Origin of the sequence: Alteromonas sp. MTD1 (genome assembly GCF_042848195.1) — a bacterium.
Classification (GTDB): Bacteria; Pseudomonadota; Gammaproteobacteria; order Enterobacterales; family Alteromonadaceae; genus Alteromonas.
On the sequence record NZ_BTGG01000006.1, the window covers coordinates 152976 to 173728 of the forward strand.

Annotated in this window: 20 protein-coding genes; 7 read left to right on the forward strand and 13 right to left on the reverse strand. The window is 45.1% G+C overall.

The window, feature by feature from the left end; genetic code table 11:
• Positions 1 to 29: 29 nt before the first annotated feature.
• From lysA to ACGHAV_RS09755, 4 genes are read right to left on the reverse strand one after another with little or no spacing between them, the layout of a single operon-like run.
• Entirely contained in the window at positions 30 to 1280 is a 1251-nt protein-coding gene (gene lysA, locus ACGHAV_RS09740) for a diaminopimelate decarboxylase (RefSeq protein ID WP_390379706.1), read from the reverse strand.
• The gene (locus tag ACGHAV_RS09745) at positions 1280 to 1471 is read right to left on the reverse strand and encodes a lipoprotein (RefSeq protein WP_390379709.1); all 192 of its coding nucleotides are present in this window, start codon (positions 1469 to 1471) and stop codon (positions 1280 to 1282) included. Before ACGHAV_RS09745 ends, lysA begins: the two co-directional genes overlap by 1 nt.
• 51 nt (positions 1472 to 1522) lie before the next feature.
• Entirely contained in the window at positions 1523 to 2590 is a 1068-nt protein-coding gene (locus ACGHAV_RS09750; protein WP_334014541.1) for an MJ1255/VC2487 family glycosyltransferase, read from the reverse strand.
• A gap of 1 nt (position 2591) precedes the next feature.
• Positions 2592 to 3110, reverse strand: coding sequence for a phosphatase PAP2 family protein (locus ACGHAV_RS09755; protein WP_390379712.1), 519 nt, complete (start codon positions 3108 to 3110; stop codon positions 2592 to 2594).
• A gap of 311 nt (positions 3111 to 3421) precedes the next feature.
• On the opposite strand from ACGHAV_RS09755, the gene rraA reads away from it, so the two are divergent.
• Positions 3422 to 3907 carry a ribonuclease E activity regulator RraA gene (rraA, locus tag ACGHAV_RS09760; RefSeq protein ID WP_334014538.1) on the forward strand — a complete coding sequence of 162 codons (486 nt, stop codon included), beginning with the start codon at positions 3422 to 3424 and terminating at the stop codon, positions 3905 to 3907.
• Between the two features lie 41 nt (positions 3908 to 3948).
• Here rraA and ACGHAV_RS09765 read toward each other — a convergent pair whose 3' ends face one another.
• From ACGHAV_RS09765 to mpl, 3 genes are all read right to left on the reverse strand, one after another.
• Positions 3949 to 4758 carry a S1/P1 nuclease gene (locus ACGHAV_RS09765; protein ID WP_390379715.1) on the reverse strand — a complete coding sequence of 270 codons (810 nt, stop codon included), beginning with the start codon at positions 4756 to 4758 and terminating at the stop codon, positions 3949 to 3951.
• Between the two features lie 2 nt (positions 4759 to 4760).
• Complete coding sequence (locus tag ACGHAV_RS09770; RefSeq protein ID WP_390379718.1) at positions 4761 to 5393, reverse strand: flavin prenyltransferase UbiX; 633 nt, start codon at positions 5391 to 5393, stop codon at positions 4761 to 4763.
• Positions 5394 to 5530: 137 nt separating this feature from the next.
• A complete protein-coding gene (gene mpl, locus ACGHAV_RS09775; protein ID WP_390379721.1) occupies positions 5531 to 6880 on the reverse strand; it encodes a UDP-N-acetylmuramate:L-alanyl-gamma-D-glutamyl-meso-diaminopimelate ligase in 1350 nt (449 codons plus the stop codon).
• Positions 6881 to 7278: 398 nt separating this feature from the next.
• On the opposite strand from mpl, the gene ACGHAV_RS09780 reads away from it, so the two are divergent.
• From ACGHAV_RS09780 to ACGHAV_RS09790, 3 genes are all read left to right on the forward strand, one after another.
• Entirely contained in the window at positions 7279 to 8247 is a 969-nt protein-coding gene (locus tag ACGHAV_RS09780) for a class 1 fructose-bisphosphatase (protein WP_334014534.1), read from the forward strand.
• Between the two features lie 140 nt (positions 8248 to 8387).
• Positions 8388 to 8918: an inorganic diphosphatase gene (gene ppa / locus ACGHAV_RS09785; RefSeq protein WP_334014532.1), complete on the forward strand. Its 531-nt coding sequence runs from the start codon at positions 8388 to 8390 to the stop codon at positions 8916 to 8918.
• 190 nt (positions 8919 to 9108) lie between these two features.
• Complete coding sequence (locus ACGHAV_RS09790; RefSeq protein WP_334014744.1) at positions 9109 to 9546, forward strand: DUF3299 domain-containing protein; 438 nt, start codon at positions 9109 to 9111, stop codon at positions 9544 to 9546.
• A gap of 19 nt (positions 9547 to 9565) precedes the next feature.
• Here the strand turns inward: ACGHAV_RS09790 and ACGHAV_RS09795 are convergent, their stop codons facing one another.
• Both ACGHAV_RS09795 and ACGHAV_RS09800 read right to left on the reverse strand, forming a co-directional pair.
• The gene (locus tag ACGHAV_RS09795; protein ID WP_390379725.1) at positions 9566 to 10264 is read right to left on the reverse strand and encodes a 2OG-Fe(II) oxygenase; all 699 of its coding nucleotides are present in this window, start codon (positions 10262 to 10264) and stop codon (positions 9566 to 9568) included.
• Positions 10265 to 10292: 28 nt separating this feature from the next.
• Positions 10293 to 10712 (reverse strand): acyl-CoA thioesterase, encoded by a 420-nt coding sequence (locus ACGHAV_RS09800; protein WP_390379727.1) that lies wholly within the window; start codon positions 10710 to 10712, stop codon positions 10293 to 10295.
• A gap of 269 nt (positions 10713 to 10981) precedes the next feature.
• Here ACGHAV_RS09800 and ACGHAV_RS09805 point away from each other — a divergent pair, with 269 nt between their 5' ends.
• Complete coding sequence (locus ACGHAV_RS09805) at positions 10982 to 12484, forward strand: Hsp70 family protein (RefSeq protein ID WP_390379730.1); 1503 nt, start codon at positions 10982 to 10984, stop codon at positions 12482 to 12484.
• Positions 12485 to 12617: 133 nt separating this feature from the next.
• Here the strand turns inward: ACGHAV_RS09805 and ACGHAV_RS09810 are convergent, their stop codons facing one another.
• Together ACGHAV_RS09810 and uvrA are read right to left on the reverse strand one after the other, a co-directional pair.
• Positions 12618 to 12785, reverse strand: a complete 168-nt coding sequence (locus ACGHAV_RS09810; protein WP_196494310.1) for a hypothetical protein — start codon at positions 12783 to 12785, stop codon at positions 12618 to 12620.
• Positions 12786 to 12951: 166 nt separating this feature from the next.
• Positions 12952 to 15774 carry an excinuclease ABC subunit UvrA gene (gene uvrA, locus ACGHAV_RS09815; protein WP_390379733.1) on the reverse strand — a complete coding sequence of 941 codons (2823 nt, stop codon included), beginning with the start codon at positions 15772 to 15774 and terminating at the stop codon, positions 12952 to 12954.
• 300 nt (positions 15775 to 16074) lie between these two features.
• Between uvrA and ACGHAV_RS09820 the strand changes: the two genes are divergently transcribed.
• Positions 16075 to 17412 carry an MFS transporter gene (locus tag ACGHAV_RS09820; protein ID WP_390379736.1) on the forward strand — a complete coding sequence of 446 codons (1338 nt, stop codon included), beginning with the start codon at positions 16075 to 16077 and terminating at the stop codon, positions 17410 to 17412.
• Positions 17413 to 17481: 69 nt separating this feature from the next.
• On the opposite strand, the gene ACGHAV_RS09825 is transcribed toward ACGHAV_RS09820, so the two are convergent.
• On the reverse strand, positions 17482 to 18114 hold the full coding sequence (locus tag ACGHAV_RS09825; RefSeq protein ID WP_390379739.1) for a hypothetical protein: 633 nt from the start codon (positions 18112 to 18114) through the stop codon (positions 17482 to 17484).
• Positions 18115 to 18291: 177 nt separating this feature from the next.
• Between ACGHAV_RS09825 and ACGHAV_RS09830 the strand changes: the two genes are divergently transcribed.
• On the forward strand, positions 18292 to 19152 hold the full coding sequence (locus ACGHAV_RS09830) for an alpha/beta hydrolase (protein ID WP_390379742.1): 861 nt from the start codon (positions 18292 to 18294) through the stop codon (positions 19150 to 19152).
• Between the two features lie 364 nt (positions 19153 to 19516).
• On the opposite strand, the gene ACGHAV_RS09835 is transcribed toward ACGHAV_RS09830, so the two are convergent.
• Positions 19517 to 20518 (reverse strand): LacI family DNA-binding transcriptional regulator, encoded by a 1002-nt coding sequence (locus tag ACGHAV_RS09835; protein WP_390379745.1) that lies wholly within the window; start codon positions 20516 to 20518, stop codon positions 19517 to 19519.
• Positions 20519 to 20753: the final 235 nt, after the last annotated feature.

Sequence of the window (20753 nt, forward strand, 5' to 3'; positions counted from 1 at the left end):
CGCATCTATCTTATTAGTTTGTCTCTAGTTTACGGAAGTTTGTACTCACCTTTCCAGAGATCTTTTTGATTTTCTCTTTCACGCACCACAATTGCCTTGTCACCATCAACCATAATCTCGGCTGGACGGCAGCGGCTATTGTAGTTCGAAGCCATTACAAAACCATAGGCGCCAGCACTGCGTACCGCAAGCAAATCCTTTGGTTCAATGGCTAAAACGCGGTCTTTTCCAATAAAGTCGCCAGTTTCACATACTGGCCCTACAACGTCGTAAGTGCGCGGCGTAGCAGCGCTGCCTTCTTTTACAGGAATAATTTTTTGCCAAGCCTGATATAACGACGGACGAAGTAAGTCATTCATTGCTGCATCAACAATGGCAAAACTTTTCTCTTCACCTTCTTTAATAAACTCAACTTCAGTAATTAAAATGCCTGCATTGGCTGCGATTGCACGGCCTGGTTCAAGAATAAGCTTTAAGTTCTCGCGGCCTACCATTTTTTCTGCCATGGCCTGTGCGTAAGCTTTGGGATGGGGCGGCTGCTCGTCGTTGTAGGTCACGCCCAAACCACCACCAACGTCTAAATGCTCAATAATGATACCGCGTTCAGCAAGCTCGTCGATAAGTACTAACAAGCGCTCTAACGCATCTACAAATGGGCCAATTTCAGTAAGCTGTGAACCAATGTGGCAGTCCATACCTACAACGTTTAGGTTGGGAAGTGAAGCTGCTAGTTCGTAGGTAGACAAAGCGCGCTCTCGCGCAATACCAAATTTGTTAGCTTTAAGACCGGTAGAAATGTACGGGTGCGTTTTTGCGTCTACGTCTGGATTAATACGCAGCGATATAGGCGCTTTTACACCTAATTCACCCGCTACTTCATTAATGCGGTGAAGTTCTGGCTCAGACTCAACGTTAAAACACATAATACCTTGTTGAAGGGCATAGCGTATTTCATCATGCTTTTTGCCTACGCCTGAGAATACTACCTTTTTTGCGTCGCCACCGGCTTCAATGACACGGGCTAGTTCACCTGCAGATACAATGTCGAAACCAGAACCTAGTTTTGCTAAAACGCTAAGCACACCAATGTTCGAGTTAGCTTTTACCGCGTAACACACTAAATGTGGATGTTCGCCGATAGCGTCATTAAAAGCATGCCAATGACGTTCTAGCGTAGCACGTGAATACACATACACAGGTGTACCGTGAGTTGCAGCAATTTCGGCAACCGGCACTTGTTCAGCACACAGTTGGCCCTGGTTGTAAGCGAAATAATCCACTAATTAAGTTCTCCAGAGGTAAATGCGGGGGTATCAGTGTCTGAAGAAGGAACAGCGCCACTAGCGTTATCAGAGGGTGTTTCAGAAGGTGCATTTTGCGTGGGCGCATCTGGAATATAAAGCGCCCCTTTGTAACCACAGCCACATAATGCTGTAAGTGTTACCAGAAAAAATACCGACTTTTTAAGCACGAAAAATCCCGCGAAGATTACGACAAATGCCGCTATCATCGCATTGCGGTACTAAATTGCAAGAGCCAATAATCGTTCTTTCGTCTTATCACCATATTGCACGGTTTTCCACAGAGCATCGCAAAGGCTTTTGGTATCAGAAAAGTCGCCATTTTTCAGCCAATCAATAAGAATATTGGGGTTGTCTGGAAAGGCAATGGCTTCGTTGTCTGGCGCTTCTAACCACTCTTCAACAATGTCGGTATCTAGCTGAAATAGTGTTTGGCACAAGTCTAACTGGCTGAGCGTTAACACATTTGATAATTGCTCGAACTGACCGTGAAGCGGCTTTATTAAGAGTTTTTTACCCAGCTGTAATGCTTCACTAGACAGTTCAAAGCCGCCGTTAGCGATTACGCCACTGCAATGTTGAAGCGCTTTTTGGAATTGTTTTTTAGACGTTGGATACCACGTAATATGCCCAGCCGTCTTTTGCTCCTCGATATTGGGATGAAAGCATTGAAACTGCTGATCGCTTAACGGTTCGAGCATTTGCTGTATGTCTGCTACTTCTTCAAACGGTAAGTATACCAGTACGTGGCCTTTAGCTGGCGTGAGGGCAGGTTTGTCTACCACAAACGGCGGTATAATTGGCTGATTAAAGTGATACCAATGCACGCCTAGCTGTAATTTTGTTGGCGCAAAGATTTTCATTAACAAGGTGTCTAAAAACGTGTTACCACTTTTAGGAACATCGTAGGTAAATGATGCTTGGTGGCTAATAGAGATTGACGGGGTTTCTTGTCGTCTTGCAGCCCACGCTGTTACCGGCTCGAAATCGTTGATGAGCAGGTCGTAGCCTGAGGTGTCAAAGGCTTTTACGTCTTTAATAAACTGGCTAATGTTGGCGTCTTTTACCGTGGCCCATTTATCTACCTTTCCACTTTTTGTGATAAAGCTTAGGCCTGTGAACGTTCGATAACTACCAAATACATCCATATCGAAATATTTGTTGGGCGGGCGACCAGTAAAAACAAAGTCGACGTCTATGTCGTCACGTAGTGCCAATGCGGCAGCCATAATTCGAGCGCGTGCTATGTGGCCGTTACCTGTGCCTTGAACGCCATATAATAATTTCATATCAACCTAAAATGTAAATGCTGGTAGAAGCGATAGTGATGCCAAGTAAGGTGCCTGCCAACACATCTGACGGGTAGTGTACGCCAAGTAAAATGCGCGACATGCCAATAAGCGAAGCCCAACTGTAAGCAATAACTGCAAAAGGCGGATAATAGTGCGCAACAATGCTCGCCATTAGCCATGCTGCCGCTGTGTGGCCCGAAGGAAGCGAAAACTTATCTGATGGTGTTACGTGTGCCTTTAAATTGATAAGGAAGTCACATGGGCGAGGGCGCTTAAACATTTTCTTAAGCAATACATAAATAGGTAGCTCAAGGGCATATGCCATCAGTGCCGTATAGAGGAATATTTCGCCGTGCTCTGGTTCGAAGGCCCAAAGCAGCATGCCGATAACGAAATAAAGGTAGCCGTCACCTGTTTTAGACAACCAAATAATGCTGCGACAGTCTCTTTTTAGCGTCAGTTTGTACAGGCGATAAAATAAGTCAGTATCGACCTTATTCAAGGATTTTATAAGCATCGCCTCGTCCTCTTTCGGTTATTTAATGCACAGGCTAAAGTCGCTCTGTGACCTGTGGGTGACGAAAAAAAGAAACTTTTCTTACAATCAAGCACACAATGTTGTCTGCACCATAGGTTTAACAATGTGTGTTAGCAATATGTGTGCTCATTTAACGCATGCGTTAAATATAATGATGTTGTTTGACTGAAACCGAATAATTCTGCGAGTGACGAATAATCAGAGGTTTGCATTACTTCATTTAATGCTATGCTAGTTATTAAGAGGTCTAAACTCCTCTCTCTCGTTATCAATGTATGTAAGGCAGAGCAATGGAATACAACACATCTGAATTATGCGATTTGTTTGCTGACAACGTAGACGTGGTAGACCCTATTTTCGCAAGTTTTGGCGGTCGCTATTCCTTTGGGGGAGAGGTCACTACAATTAAGTGCTTTGAAGATCGAGGGTTGATAGACCGAGTGCTCGCTCAACCCGGCGCGGGAAAGGTACTTCTTATTGATGGCGGCGGTTCAACACGACGCGCGCTTTTTGACGCCTCGTCGGCGCAAATTGCCATTGATAATGATTGGGAAGGCATTGTTTGCTATGGCAGTGTGCGAGAAGTGGATAGCCTGGCTGAGTTAGATATCGGTGTGCTGGCTGTGGCCGCAATTCCGGTAAATGCAGAGAGTGAAAGTATCGGTGAAGTTGATGTGCCAGTAAATTTTGGTGGCGTTACATTTTTACCCGAAGACCATCTTTATGCAGACAGTACTGGCGTTATTCTTTCGCCCGAACCTCTCGATGTTGATTAGATTTTCATAAAAAAAAACGGAGGTTTTAGCCTCCGTTTTTCTTATCGCTGTGCCTCTTCAAATACCTCGTTAAGGTACATAGCAATGCGGATGCCAGCCATTTGTAAACGTTTCTTCGCCGTGGGCAAATGGTTGTAAAGGTAGTCATAGCTCATGTTATTCGCATTTTCTGGGTATATAGTGTCGCGAATTTCAGTGCTTTCTCTTATCCATATCATAACGTCAGTGGTTGCCCAATCACGAATATCTTGTGAAGTAATGGTTTTGCTAAGCCACTCAGTCCATTCTGTATAAGACAAGTCGCGCTGATCTAGCATTTGCGAGTCCCACACGCGGTGTAGATTAGAGTCTTGCCAGAAGAAACGTACTTTAACATCGTTACCACCGCGGTCGGTGCCGTTACCCGCATGAAGTGGCTGATGCAAATCGCCAACAATGTGAACGATAAACTGAAGCGCTAAGCGTTTCTCATCAATAGTTGCGGTTTTGCTTTTCAACGTTTCGGTAAATTGCTTTAGTGCGGTTACTGCATCGCCCTGAGGAGGCGCACCTACCTCATGGTATTCTTTGCCTTCAGGCACAGAAACATAGTGCCATGGGCTTGCCGTTTTTTGCCAAAATTCACTTGGGTTAGAGCGCATTTCGTCGGCATGTGTCGATGCCTCGGCAAGCGAACCATGCGGTAATAATTCCATCAGTGCCGCTTGTGAAAGTGGGCTTAAATACTGCTCGGCAATAGCCCCTGTTACACGGTGACCTGTTTGCCCCCATCCAAAAGCGGGTGTTGCGGCACATAATGCCATTACTGCGCTAAGCGCGACTGCGCAAGTCCTGTTTGCGAACGCGAACATAGTTATTCCTCTGCGTGTTTCTTAGTGTGGTAGCCCCAACGTGCTACCAATGATTGTTCAATACCTAGATGGTCAAGTATACGTGCTACAACAAAGTCTACCAAGTCATCAATAGTTTTAGGGTTGTGATAAAACCCTGGCGCAGCTGGCATTATGGTTGCGCCCATTTGTGATAGCTTTAACATATTCTCAAGATGAATTGATGACAGTGGCATTTCTCTCGGCACTAAAATAAGCTGACCGCGCTCTTTAAGTACAACATCGGCAGCGCGTTCAATTAAGTTGTCGCTTGCGCCAATGCTTATGGCAGACAGCGTACCCGTTGAACACGGGCAAACCACCATTTTAGCTGGTGCGGCCGAGCCCGACGCTACCGGGGAAAACCACTCCTCTTTACCAAATACTTTTATTTGGTCAGGTTTAGCGTCGCAATGTTCGGCAAAAAATGCTGCAGCATCTTCAGGACGCGCTGGAATTTTTATATTTTCTTCAGTGGCAAACACTACTTTTGCCGCCGAAGAAATTAATACGTAAACCTGATAATCAGCGTTTACTAGCGACTTAAGCAGTGTAAGCGCGTAGGGGGCACCTGATGCGCCTGTGATAGCAAGTGTGACTTGCTTGTCGTGTTTCATTTTATTGCCTCAATGATATGCGCCAATGTCTAGCGACAGTGGAAAGCACAGATGCTTGGTGTCCATGTGTAGGGCATTCTGTAACAAGCTTAAACACCGCTATCTGTGCATAAACGTAACTATTGTCTATATGTTTGCTACTTGTTTTCTAACGCTTGCAAGATGCGCCCATGAATACCTTCAAAGCCACCATTACTCATTATAAGAATGTGGTCGCCTGCCTGTGCTACGTTTGTAACCTTCTGAACGATCTGTTCCACATCTCGAAAACACTGTGCGGGTGCGCTGCTTCGTTTTACAGACTCTACCAGAGACCAATCCATACCCTGTGGTTCATACACAAATACGTCATCGGCTTTCTGCCACGAATTAGCCAGTGTGTCTTTATGTACCCCCATTTTCATCGTATTAGAACGGGGTTCAAGCACGGCAAGTATGCGCGCGTTACCCACTTTTTTTCGAAGCCCGTCGAGGGTTGTGGCTATTGCGGTTGGATGATGTGCGAAATCATCGTATACCGTAATATCATTCACTTGCCCTTTAACTTCCATGCGTCGTTTAACGTTTTTAAAGCTTGATAGCGCGTGAATGGCGTCTTTTAATGTCACGCCTGCATGGTGCGCCGCACCAATAGCCATTAATGCGTTATCGACATTATGCTGCCCCATTAGTGACCAGTTTACAGTACCCACTACTTCACCGTTGTGTAACACATCAAATGCACTGCCATCTTTATTGTGCAATGCTGCTGACCATGTTTTACCCAAAGATTGACGCGACGACCAACACCCGCGCTGCAAAGTATCTTCTATGGAAGGGGTATCGTTCGGGGTAAGTATAAGACCGTTTTCAGGCACCATTCTTACTAAATGATGAAATTGCGTTTGAATGGCATTAAGGTCGGTAAATATATCGGCATGGTCGAACTCTAAATTGTTGATGACCAGTGTTTTAGGCCGATAGTGCACGAACTTAGATCGTTTATCGAAAAAGGCACTGTCGTATTCGTCAGCTTCGATAACAAAAAATGGGCTTTCGCCAATACGAGCAGAAACCCCAAAATTCTCAGGTACGCCGCCGATAAGATAGCCAGGGTTGAGTCCTGCACTTTCTAATATCCACGCCACCATACTTGTGGTGGTTGTTTTACCATGAGTTCCCGACACGCCTATAACCCAGCGGTCTTTTAAGAGGTTGTCTAGTAACCACTGTGGGCCGCTGGTGTAGGGCAAATTACGGTTTAAAACGTATTCAACAGCCGGATTCCCACGCGACATCGCGTTACCTATTACTACCATATCAGGTACAGGGTTAAATTGGCTTTCATCATATCCTTCGGTAAGTTCAATACCCAAGGCTTCAAGCTGCGTGCTCATAGGAGGATAAACATTGTTATCCGAACCAGTTACTTTGTGACCTAGCGACTTAGCGATAGCGGCAATACCGCCCATAAAGCTGCCGCAAATGCCTAAAATGTGTACATGCATAGCGCATTCTCTAAGAATTATCATGTGATAGGGTACTGTATCAGAACCGCGTAAGGCTGCCATCATGCAATTTATGGGTTTTTATTGCTTGGCTGTGAATTTATGAAACGCTGTTGGGCAGTGCCTTAGCGGTGTACTTGCCTAGCAACTTTTTGCAATCGCCCTTCAGCCTAAAACTGGTATGTTGTGTAGTAGGTTATTGATATGCATGTTTCACTTGAGGTCGAACACGGTTACAATCTAATCATCGATGACATAAGGCATGCACGCAGATGTTTCTGCAAAGCACAAAAAATAGAACCAATGCACCGATAAATGTAAAAAGCATCGCGACCACTAAGGAACGTGGAGCCGCTTTTCACATAAACACCCTACACACGAAAAAAGGCTTACATTCAATGAAACGTTTAAATTCCCAATTGCAACAAGACGGTGCACCGCTTGAGTTAATTCTGCTCATTCGTACGCTGTTAGCAGGCTGCAAAGAAATCTCTTTCCGCGTGAGTCAAGGCGCGCTAGCTGGTGTACTCGGTTCTACACTATCTGAGAACGTTCAGGGCGAGACACAAAAAAAGCTCGACGTTATTTCAAATCAAATTCTTAAAGATACGCTTCGTGAGTCTGGCTATGTAAAAGCAATCTCTTCTGAAGAAGAAGACGACGTTGTACCGTGCAATCCAGAAGGTAAATACTTAGTAAGCTTCGACCCGCTAGACGGCTCTTCAAACACAGAGATTAACAGTCTTATTGGTACTATCTTCTCTATTACTCACGCGCCTCAATGGATGGAGCCTGACGACCCATCGGCGTTTTTACAGCCGGGTACACAAATGGTTGCTGCAGGCTATGTGCTTTACGGCCCGTCTACTATGCTTGCGCTGACTACAGGTCGCGGTACGCATATCTATACGCTTGATAAAACCCACGGCGGCTTCCTGCTTACGCATCCAAACATTCAAGTGCCGGCAGATACGTCAGAATTTTCCATTAACGCATCTAATCAGCGTCACTGGGAACCTTCAATGCAGGCGTACATTGCAGACTTGCTTGCAGGTAAAGAAGGGCCGCGCGAAAAGAACTTCAATATGCGTTGGGTTGCCGCCATGGTGGGCGATATTCATCGTTTACTATGCCGCGGTGGTATTTTCATGTACCCATATGACAGCCGCGACCCATCTAAAGCGGGTAAGCTGCGTCTGCTTTACGAGGCAAACCCTATGGCGTTCCTTATGGAGCAAGCGGGTGGTAAAGCCGAAACAGGTGATGGCCGTATTCTTGAAGTTATGCCCGAAGAAATTCATCAACGCGTTCCTTGTATTATTGGCTCAAGTAATGAAGTAGATATGTGTGTGAGCTACCGTTCATAAGCAAATAACGGTAAAAAGTGGCAAAATTTAACGAAAAATAAAGAGATTAGTACGACAAGAGTCGTAAACCGTTTTTATTTTGCCGCGCTCGCCGTATACTTAGCGCAAAATTTCTCACATATCATTGAAAGGACCATAGAATGAGCTTAAGTGCTATTTCTGCTGGTAAGAATGTACCAGACGAAGTAAATGTAATCATCGAAATTCCAGCGCACGCTGACCCGGTGAAGTACGAAGTAGATAAAGACACAGGTGCACTATTTGTTGACCGTTTCATGGCAACGTGCATGCACTACCCAACTAACTACGGTTACGTTAACAACACCTTGTCTGAAGACGGTGACCCAGTTGACGTACTAGTAATGACACCTTTCCCTCTTCTAGCGGGTTCAGTAATTAAGTGTCGTCCAGTTGGCGTACTAAACATGACTGACGAATCTGGTAAAGATGCAAAAGTACTAGCTGTACCAGTAGACAAGCTTTCTACTATTTACCGTGACGTTAAAGAAATTGAAGACTGCCCAGCGCTTCTTCTTAAGCAAATTGAACACTTCTTCGAGCACTACAAAGATCTTGAAGAAGGTAAGTGGGTGAAAATTGACGGTTGGGCAAATGCTCAAGCGGCTAAAGACGAAATTACCGCAAGCATCGCGCGTTTCGAAGCAGAATAATTCACGCTGCTACACATTAGTGATAAAAAGGGCTGGTTGATACCAGCCCTTTTTGTTTTTAGCTAAGATTCTGTAAAGCGTATTTTGTAAAGCGCTTAGTTGAAAAAGCAAAGTGAAAAGAAAAGTAGAGAAATAAACAGATATGCAGTTTTTAAAAGCAACACGGTTATTAACTTTGGCCTTGTGTGTGATGATGACAAGTCTGTCGTTGTCTGCAAACAACGAACCTGTAGAGGTATACTGGGAAGACTTGGTGCCAGAGGGTTTTAATGAGCTTGCCCCACCAGCTGTACAGCACAATGGCGAAATGAGTCAGCTTCAACCCGATGCACCTGTAGTTGAAACCTACGACAAAAAACGGGTAAAAATTCCAGGCTTTGTTGTTCCGCTAGAAGGTGACGGTGAACTTACCACTGAATTTTTGCTTGTGCCTTACTTTGGCGCATGTATACACGTACCGCCTCCGCCATCAAATCAAATTGTGTATGTAAAATTTGAAGACGGCGTGCGCATAGACAATATCTACGATGCCATTTGGGTTACTGGCACCTTGTCTACCGATGGGTGGAAAGGCGATATAGCGTCGGTGGGATACCGCCTAACAGGTGAAGCTGTAGAAGGTTTTTAAACCTAGCTAGCCTTAAAGGTTAGCTTTGCGTGTAAATTTGCTCGGCGCGGTTGAATAAAAGCCAAGATGTAAGAATATACTTGTCGTTACTCTTTGGAATTTGACCGCGATGCGTATGGGTAAAATACGCAGGCGCAATAACCATTCTTCCCGCCTTGGGTTTAACCGCACGATTTTGATAATAGAACTCGGTTTCTCCACCTTCTTCCACATCGTTTAAGTAATACATAAACAGTAAAATGCGGTGCAGTGCGTCGTTGTGCTGCATTTGTGGGTACACTTCAGAATGCCAATAAGGGTAACCACCATTCCCCGCTGTGTAGCGCTGCGCGTTAACATCACCTACGCGAAATAGGTAATTCACAAGGTTGGCAAGGTTGGGCTTACCCACTTCTTCAAAGTTCTCGCCTGTTACTTTTACGGGCTCACCGGTTTTAGGGTGACGCACCGTTAGGCCAATTGGGCCTACCAACGCGTAAAAATACTTCTCTATGTAGGCTACAAGTTGCTGACCCGTATGCTGCATTACCTGCTGGAATAAGTCTTGAAACTCACTATTTCGACTTATCGACACATCCATACTGCGTTTTTTATCTAAATCAACACCGCCGCCAGTGCGCCCTTGTACTACGTTGGGGCTACTTTCAAAGCGCGCCATTAATTGCGTACATAACTCTGGAGGAAGTACATCGTCAATTACTTCAATAAAATCACTCATGGGCGCCTCGCTAACTGCTGGTGGTACGTTATTTGGTTTCTAGTGTTTTAAAATGACTTTGAAGTTCTGCTTTTATGTCATCAGGAATGGGCGCAGAGCGCTGTGTTTTATAATCGAAATGCACCATGGTGGTGATGCCTGTCGAGCATAACTTTTCGTCTTGCCAAAGTTCCTGAAATACATCGAAAGCGCTGTTGCCTAAACGGCTTATATAGGTTTTTACCGTAACGGGTTTGCCGTAAAAAATCTGGGCAAGAAAGTCTACTTTGTAGCTTGCTAAAATAAGCGGCCAGTTCTGTAAATCAAGCTCGGGCGTAAACATGCGAAAAATGGGCTCGCGCGCAGCTTCAAACCATGCAACTAACGCGGTATTACTTACGTGCTGCAGGGCGTCTGTTTCACAAAAACGTACGTCAAAAGACGTTACTAAAGGTGCTGTATCTGTCATAACGTGTGTAGGACTTTTTTGGTTTTAATATCACCACTTTAGCACTAAGGCGACGGCTTTTCAGCGCAAAATCGCCATGGCTTAACATTCTTTGTTTAGAGTATGGCAACCAATGTGCACAAGTCCTAGGGCTTCACGGAATTAAACCAGAGTGTTTGTAGAGCATGCCTAAAAACATTTGAAGAAAACCAACGGTAGAAAGCACAAACGCTTTTCCTTACAATCGCGCATCACTGTGTTTAATGCGAAATGATTTAAGCGAACAAATTATGACTGCAATTGGGATTGACTACGGTACATCAAATTCTGAAGCTGTATATTTTGATGGTAGCACCCATCAACACATCAAGCTTGACCCACTAGATAAGAAAGGGAATAAGATTCGCTCTTCGGTATTTATCTATTTTGAAGATGAATTGCCGCCACCGCCTGATGCTATGGTAGAGGCGAAAGTGTCGCAGCTACAGCGCGCTATCAATGATCAAATCGATAAAGCGAAAGACGGCTACTATTCGGCTAAAGATCCAAAAGAGCAGGCCATGTACAGCGACCGCATCGATTCATTGCGCGGCGACCTTCACAACAAGCCAGCACTGCAAAGAAAAGCCATTGCGCAGCTTATGCATGCTATGTCGCTTGATGAAATTCCATTACTTCGTTTGGTAGAACACGGAAAATTTGCGTTTGGTGAAGAAGGCTTTCGTCGCTTTTTAAAAATGCCTGATAAGGGCAGATTAATTTACTCGCCAAAGAACTTTCTTGGCGCGTCGCTTGATGGTGATCAAAAGCAGGCGTTTATTGGCATTATTGCAAAGCAGCTTGCGTATTTTAAGCAGTGTGCAGAACAGCAGTTAGGTAAGCAGGTTCACAGCGCGGTAATAGGTAGACCCGTTAAGTTCCACGGCACGCGTGGTGAAGAAGGTAATGCCCAAGCTATACAAATTATGACCGAAGCTGCTACTAAAGCTGGCTTTACTGGTGTGAATTTCTTGGATGAGCCTATAGCCGCGGCATATAAAATTGAACAAACACTGCCAAAAGACACCACCACACTTATTGTTGATATCGGCGGCGGTACAACCGATATCTGCAGTATTAAATTGTCGCCAGAGCGCTCAAATCTGCTCGATCGAAAAGACGATGTACTGTCGGTAACGGGGCGTCGTTTAGGTGGAATGGATTGCGATAAAAGCTTAGTACTTAAAGCTATTGCGCCTGAAATGGGAATGGGGCTTAAAATGATAAACGGGCTGCCTGTTCCGCCTACCTATTTTTCCGACATGTGTGCAGTAGACAATATTCCTGCGCTTACTCGCTTTTTCTCAGATGACTATGGGCTAGATATTTCACAAACCATGTCGGTCATTAAAGAGCCTGCACAATTAGAACGTTTGCTAATTGTTCAAGAAAATAAACTGTCGGCACGGGTAGTGAATTCGGCTCGCCTTGCCAAAGAGCTGCTATCCAGCAAGCAAAATATAACGTTACCGCTTACTTATATTGAAGATGACTTTACTGTTGAAATTTCACAAGATGCGCTGAAAAAAGCATTAAAGCCGTGGCTTGATAAAGTAAAAGCGCTAGTTGTTGAATGTTTAGCAAATAGCACTGAAAAGCCCGAGGTGGTAATGATTACAGGCGGGATGAGCTTGTCGCCTATTGTGGTTGACGCCTTATATGAAGAGCTTCTAACAGGGCTGCCGCGTTTAGAGAACGATGCGTTTAACTCGGTGTGTGAAGGGTTGGCGATTCAAGCGGCGAAGCATCAGTAGCACAATGAAAAAAGCGTTAACCCACAAAGGGCTAACGCTTTTTTTGAATCTGATGTTGCCTTGGTTAGTTAGGCTTATCTACATGGTGCCTAACCGATAGGGCAAACTAGGGTAGCGCTAAGTATTTAAGGCCCTAGTGCTTAAGGATGTTGTGCTCTTTAAGGTACATCGCGATTGCCTCAGGAGACTCAAACGCTTTTAACAACATCTCTTGAGCACGCGCTTTCACGTCATTGTCTTCCGATGAAGACAGTAGGTGGTACCAAGTTTTAACAAGGGCAAGTGGTGGCGTTTGATTCATTCTTTATTGCTCCGGCAATGCTTAATGCAAATACGTTTACTATCCTATCTTAGGAAATCCCAAAACAAGCTCTGACCAGCGCCACTTTTATGAATTTTTGCGACAAAACACACGTTTTCACTGCGTAATGCCGCTTAGATTGATAAAAGCACGCTCTTTTAGCTTGTTACAGCATGGGCTTTAAGAAACGACCTGTATGTGAAACGTCTTGTTCAGCCACATGCTCCGGTGTTCCCTCTGCAATAATCTGGCCACCTCCGGATCCACCCTCTGGACCCAAGTCCACAATCCAGTCAGCCGTTTTAATTACATCAAGGTTATGCTCAATAACCACCACGGTATTACCGTGATCGCGCAGCCTGTGAAGTACCGCAAGTAGTTGTTTAATATCGTGGAAATGAAGACCTGTTGTCGGTTCATCCAGAATATAAAGTGTTTGGCCAGTGTCTCTTTTTGACAACTCTTTTGCCAATTTTACACGTTGCGCTTCACCACCTGATAACGTGGTTGCAGCTTGTCCTAGTCGGATATAAGACAAGCCAACATCCATCAGCGTTTGCAGTTTTCGGGCAATCGAAGGAATCGCATCGAAGAACGTGCGAGCGTCTTCAACGGTCATTTCTAATACTTCATGAATGTTCTTATCTTTGTATTTAATCTCCAAGGTTTCACGGTTGTAGCGTTTGCCCTGGCATACATCACAAGGAACGTATACGTCGGGTAAGAAGTGCATTTCAACCTTAATGACACCGTCACCCTGACATGCTTCACAGCGGCCGCCCTTAACGTTGAAACTGAAACGTCCTGGCTTATAACCGCGAGAGCGTGACTCTTGGGTACCAGCAAACATTTCACGAATAGGCGTGAAAATGCCTGCGTAGGTTGCAGGGTTTGAACGTGGTGTTCTTCCAATGGGGCTCTGGTCGATATCGACCACTTTGTCTAGATGTTCCAAACCCGTCATAGATTTATGCGGGGCAGGTTCAGACGTGGTGGCTTTGTTAAGCTCTCGCTGAGCTATCTTATAAAATGTATCGTTAATAAGCGTAGATTTACCTGAGCCCGACACACCGGTTACACAAGTCATTACCCCGGTAGGAATGCGCAGGTCGACCGATTGTAAATTGTTACCTGTTGCGCCTTTTAACTCTAACCAATGATTGTCTTTTACTGGTGTGCGGGAAGCTGGAACGTCAATCTTCTCCCTGCCAGAAAGGTATTTCCCAGTAAGTGAGTCTTCACTGTTTTTGATATCGTCTAGCGAGCCCTCAGCAATAATCTGCCCGCCGTGCACACCAGCACCAGGTCCAATATCAACAATGTAGTCTGCTTCGCGGATTGCATCTTCGTCGTGCTCTACCACAAGCACGGTATTACCTAAATCTCGCAAATGCGTAAGCGTTGATAATAGGCGTTCATTGTCACGCTGGTGCAAACCGATAGACGGTTCGTCAAGCACGTACATTACGCCTACCAAACCCGCACCTATTTGGCTCGCTAAACGAATACGCTGCGCTTCACCACCCGATAGCGTGTCGGCACTACGCGACATAGACAGATAATTAAGCCCCACGTTTACTAAGAAACGAAGGCGGTCCATTATCTCTTTTAAAATCTTTTCAGCAATTTGCGCTTTTTGCCCTGCAAGGCTCAGTGTTTCGAAAAAATCGAACGCATCGGCAATAGACATATCGGCGATGGCAGGTAAGTTTGTGCCTTCAATAAACACGTTTCGCGCTTCCACGCGAAGGCGTGTACCATCACAACTGTTACAGGGCTGTTGGCTTAAGTATTTTGCTAGCTCTTCTCGCACCGAGTTAGACTCGGTTTCACGGTAGCGACGCTCCATATTCGGAATAATGCCCTCGAAAGGGTGCTTACGCTCCATAATATCGCCGCGCTCGTTAATGTACTTAAACGAAAGAGACTTGCCCTTTGAGCCGTATAGCACGATGTCTTTGTGCTTTTCATCTAGGCTTTCAAAAGGGTCTGTTAAACTGAATTCGTAATGGTCAGCCACTGCTTGCAGCATTTGGAAGTAGTAATAGCTGCGTTTATCCCAGCCTCTAATAGCGCCGCCGGATAAACTTAATTCAGTATTGCCAACAACGCGGGCAGGGTCGAAGAACTGTCGTGTGCCTAGACCATCACATGTAGGGCAAGCACCAGCAGGATTGTTGAAAGAGAACAAGCGAGGTTCTAGTTCACTTAAGCTGTAGCCACAGTGCGGACAGGCAAAATTAGCCGAGAATACAATTTCTTCAGCGTCTTTATCGTCCATGTCGGCAACTACAGCGTTACCGCCAGCAAGTGAAAGGGCGGTTTCAAACGATTCAGACAAACGCAGTGCCATGTCGTCGCGTACCTTGAAACGGTCTACAACCACTTCAATGGTGTGCTTTTTATGCAGGTCTAGTGGCGGTGGATCGGATAAATCGCACACTTCACCGTCTATACGAGCGCGAATAAAACCTTGGGCAGAAAGATTCTGCAAGGTTTTAACGTGTTCACCTTTTCGATCTTTCACAATAGGCGCCAGCAGCATTAGCTTGCTACCTTCAGGCATTGCCAACACCTTGTCTACCATTTGGCTTACCGTTTGTGCATCCAAAGGCACATCATGGTCTGGGCAACGCGGCGTTCCTACGCGAGCGAACATCAAACGTAGGTAGTCGTAAATTTCTGTAATGGTGCCCACGGTTGAGCGAGGGTTGTGCGATGTTGATTTTTGCTCAATGGATATTGCCGGCGACAGGCCCTCAATATGATCAACATCTGGCTTTTCCATCATGGAAAGGAATTGACGCGCATAGGCCGATAACGATTCAACGTAACGGCGCTGGCCCTCAGCGTACAGCGTATCGAATGCAAGAGACGATTTGCCCGAGCCAGAAAGGCCGGTAATTACCACCAGTTTGTCTCGTGGCAGTGTTAAATCGATGTTTTTCAGATTGTGGGTGCGGGCACCGCGAATTTCGATTTTATCCATTGAAGCCTAAGTGAGAATAAAAGTGTGAGAAAAAGAATCAGTATGCCATAGGTGTCAACTAAAGTGATATGACAATCAAGTTATACTGCGTGTTTAGTGTGGAGATCACATTGCATTGTCTACAACGCGTGGAATTCGATGCGTTGAATTAACTTACTAGAAGTGTGCGAATTAATCCGCGTTAAGGTACGTGGGAAGCAATACAATTTATGCTACACTCCTGCACCGTATTTTTGCCGCAGAGTAACTTACTCTGGGGCGCTGAGCTTCAGTTTTGATTTTTTGAGGAATACAGCTGCTTTGAACGCTTTGGAATTACGCGCTGCGTTGGCGCTAGCATCGGTTTATGTTTTGCGCATGATGGGTTTGTTCATGGTGATGCCCGTGCTCGCTGTCGCTGCCATGGACTATCCTGATTACTCTCCTTTGTTCGTTGGGCTGGCCGTTGGTGGCTATGGCTTAACTCAGGCGGCGCTACAAATTCCCATGGGCATGATGTCTGACAAATGGGGCCGCAAGCCAGTCATATTGCTTGGGCTTAGTGTTTTTGCCGTGGGCAGCTTTATTGCCGCGCAAGCTGATAGCATGGCGATGATGATTGTAGGGCGTATTTTGCAAGGCGCTGGTGCAATCGCTGGCGCCATTATGGCGTTAGCCACCGATGTAAGCCGAGAAAGCCAGCGGGCTAAAGTACTTGCCATTATTGGTATTGCTATTGGCTTTTCCTTTTATTTAGCGGTAATTGTTGGGCCGCTTATTGCCAATAGTTATGGTTTGGCGGGCGTATTTGCTATCACAGGTCTGCTAGCGGTGCTATGCATGCCATTGGTGAAATGGGTTGTACCTAATGGTGAACAGCTAAGTAGCGGCGACACGCTTCCTCAACAAGGCCAGTTAAAACGACTTTTCTTATCTCCTCAGTTATGGCGTTTAAACGTAAGCGTTATGTTGCTGCACATGCTTATAACGCTGCTTTTTGTGCAGCTTCCCGTTACGCTTTTAAACTTCGACATCTCACTAGCAGAGCACTGGACTGTGTATGTTCCTGTGTTAGGTATTTCTATTGTTGGCTTAGTGATAATGATGGGAATAGCGCGAGGAAGAACCCCTAAATCTTTGCTTCTTGCCGGCGTAATGTTGATGGGCTCTGCATTTACTATGCTGGCGTTTCAAGCACAAAGTTGGTGGATGATAACCGCTGCAGTTGTACTTTTCTTTACCGGCTTCAATTATCTAGAAGCCAATTTCCCTGCGCTTGTTTCAAGCATTGCACCTGCAGGTCAAAAGGGAACAGCTATGGGCATTTATGCCAGTTTCCAATTCTTTGGAGCGTTTCTTGGTGGTGTGCTGTCTGGCGTAGTCACCGATATATGGACACCTGAAATGGCGTACCTTGTGGGCGCAATTAGCACTATTTTATGGTTAAGCATATTAAGCGGCATGAAAGAAGTTAGCCGCGTAAAACGTGTAATGATGCACGGTGATTTCAATGAGACCAAGCACCCTAAGATTACGCACGACCTACTACTGGTGCCCGGTGTACTAGAGGCAACGCTTAGCCCTGAAAATGGCGCGGTATATCTAAAGGTTGACCGCGACTTTGATGCCGTCGCGGCTAGAAAAGTCCTTAACGGCTAAAAAAGCTCTCAACGGCTAAATAGTCTGCAACGGCTAAAGAGTCTTCAACGACTACAAAGCCCTTAACGGCTAGTTTAATCCCGCAATACTGTCTACTGGGTCGTCACATTGGTGCAATAGTGACGACTTAACGCGCTGTGTAGCTTTGTGAATCGCTTCTTTTACAGCACCTTTTGCCACTAAGGCGTAGTCGTCGTTGTCACTGTTTGTATTCACTTTTACGCTTTGCCCTCTGTACGACACTTCGGGTGAAAACTCGTCTGCATAGTGCGGTTTGTATTGAACATTTATTACCACAATCGCCATTAGGTTGTTGCCCAGTGTTTTTACAAACGCTTTTTCAAGGGCCACTTTAACGCTGTTGTTACTTTCAACCGTTGGCGCAACATTCATGTCTAGTAAGCTTTGCTCTAAAAAGCCGTACAGCGCATCTTCCGAAACACTATTACTACCTACCAGTAAGTCTTTGCTAGCGCGTATGTCAGTAAGTTCATCTAAGTGAAGCGGACACGCTTTTGCTTTAGACATACTTGCTTGGTAACCCTTTCGTTGAGCTTCAGGTATTAGCGTAGAGTCGAGTACAGGCATTGGTGTCGACTCGCACGCTACAATCGCCGTAACAGATGCACAAATAAGTGCCGTACGGAATAACTTGGCAAAAAGCTGAGAGAATGGCGTAGCGTGAAAATGCGAAGTCGTCATAAGGAGATTCTTCTTGTTTGTTTTGCTGGGAGGCGTCTTTATGCACTTGCCCTACTTATTTATTCTTAAGTATAAGAAATTATTTAAGGGCGTTAAACACAACAACTGTTGCAAACTGTTTCAGTTGGCATAGCATGTAAAGTCTAACATTTAGACAGCACGGACAGTGTCCCTATAATGAAAACTAGTCGAGCGCTTTACCTTTTCTTAGGCGTTATTACGCTTTGTGGCTGTGCTATTAATGTCACACCATCAGCGTTTTTTTATCAAGACAGCGCCACTAAACCTCTAGACACAACAAAGCTTCACGCGTCTATTCAAAACGATAAAACGTCTGCGGGTATTACACGTGTTGAAATAGAGAACACGCAAGGGCTAATACTTAGAGGCGTGGCGGTTTCTTACCCTAATCCTATAGTAAATGTTGTGTTTTTTGCAGATAACCGTATGGCAATTAGCGAAAATAACAGTGTTATTCATCGCTTAGGGCAGTTGCCTGCCAACATACTATGGCTTGACTACCAAGGCGTTGGTGCCAGTGACAAAGCGATGAACTTAAGCATAAACGCTATCAAACAAGATGCGCTTACGCAGTATGATTATGCCGTGACAACGTTTGATAGTTCACTGCCCACTATTGTTCACGGCAGAGGATTTGGAAGTTATTTTGCCAGTCATGTGGCTGCAAATCGCAATGTTAATGCGCTAGTCCTTGATGGTGCGTTTAACGATATTTCCGACTTAATTGCTAACATAATGCCTGGTTTTTCAAACGCCATAACGCGTATGAAGCTGCATGACGAAGTACACAGCATGCAGATAGCGCCTATTCTTCGTCATTACGATGGCCCGCTTTGGTTACTTGTAGGCGAAGCTGACAAAATTACGCCTTACCCTATCAGCCAACAGCTATTAGAAACTGCCGCAAGTTCGCAAAAATATATTTCAGTAGTGCCAGGTGCAACCCACAAAGCAACGCTGAAATCAGATTATGCAATTGCAGAATACAAACAATTCATTACGCGTTTCACACAGTAAATTGACGCTTTTTTTACCTGTGGATAAATAGTGGAAAACCTTGTTGGTAACTCTGTTAATAGCTATGTGGAACAACAGATCACGATCTTACTCGGGATATCTGGTCCGATCACGGCTTTTCAGTAAAATCAAGTGGTACAGCAGGATAAATGCCGATCGTGATTGAATTTGATCGAACTTAGATGAAGGATCGTGCGATTTTCACGATTGGGGATAAAAACTTTCCAACACGATCAACACCCTTGTATTGTCAATAGATTGACGTAATGAAATTTTTAGAATTGAGCTGCCACTAAACTCCAGTAATAATCGATTAGAAGGTTATAGCGATTGAAAGAACTTACCGACTAGAACCGTCTGTCGATTACACCCGCACCATAGACTCTCGTTTCACAATGGTGGGTGTGTATTTGAAAGTAAGCCCGTCTTCAGGCGTACTGCCCGATGCATATTTAAGTGCAAGCTCGGCTGCCTTGGAGGCCATCATTTCAACTGGGTAGCGCAGCGTTGTCAGCTTAGGGCGACAATACTTTGCGAGTAATACATCGTCGTACCCCATTACAGAAACGTGCTCGGGCACTGCAATTCCGTGGTCTTGAAGCATTGTCATTGCACCCGATGCCATAGCATCGTTATAGGCCAATACGGCAGTAAACTTAGCACCAGTTGCTAGCAAGTTTTGCATAGCCAGTTCGCCACCTTCCTGATCAGGTGTGGCGTATTCAATCATGCTTTCCGGCAACGACAAACCAGCGGTGTCCACGGCATTTTTAATGCCCTCTAAACGATGATTTGGGTCGTCTATTCGATATTGACTGCTTATAACCGCCAAGTTTTGATGACCTTGGTTAATCGCATGCTCAGCCATAAGACGGCCGCCAGTTATGTTATCTAACCATACGCAGCGATTAGCAATTTCGGGAATGTAGCGATTTATCAGTACAAAGCCTGGTACTTGGTTCGCAAACCCAATCAGCGTATCATCGTCAAGCGCTTTACTGTGCACAACCATTGCTTCTACCCGATGCTCAAGTAGTGTTTCAATGGCTTGTAGCTCAGTCTCTTTTTCGATAGACCCAGCACTTAACAGTATTTGCACGTTGTTCTTGCGTGTAACAGACTCAACGCCGTGCGCCAGCATGGCAAAGAAGGGGTCGTGAAGTTCGGCGATAACAACGCCAAGCGATGCACTTCGTTTTGTAACCAATGCTCGAGCGTTAGCGTTCGGACGATAGCCCATTTCCTGCATTATTTTTTTAACGCGTTTGCGCGTGTCATCGCCTACCTTAGGTCCGTTATTAATGACTCGTGAAACCGTCGCCAGTGATACACCCGCTGCTTGAGCGATATCTTTTATTGTTGCCATGCTTGTTGCTATTTCTTATTAGGGTTTTTAGGCCAACCTTCGTGATGGGCACATTACAGGTAGGCATTATGTAAGTAATGAACCACTAGCGTACATTATATTTACATAAAAAGATAAGGTTCTACGAGTTTACAGCAGTGAAAGTAGTGCAAACTTTAGTACAAAGCCGTTACATACGTATTTATTGGCAAATACACTATTAAAAACAATGGAAAACGTATAACCTCAAAGCATT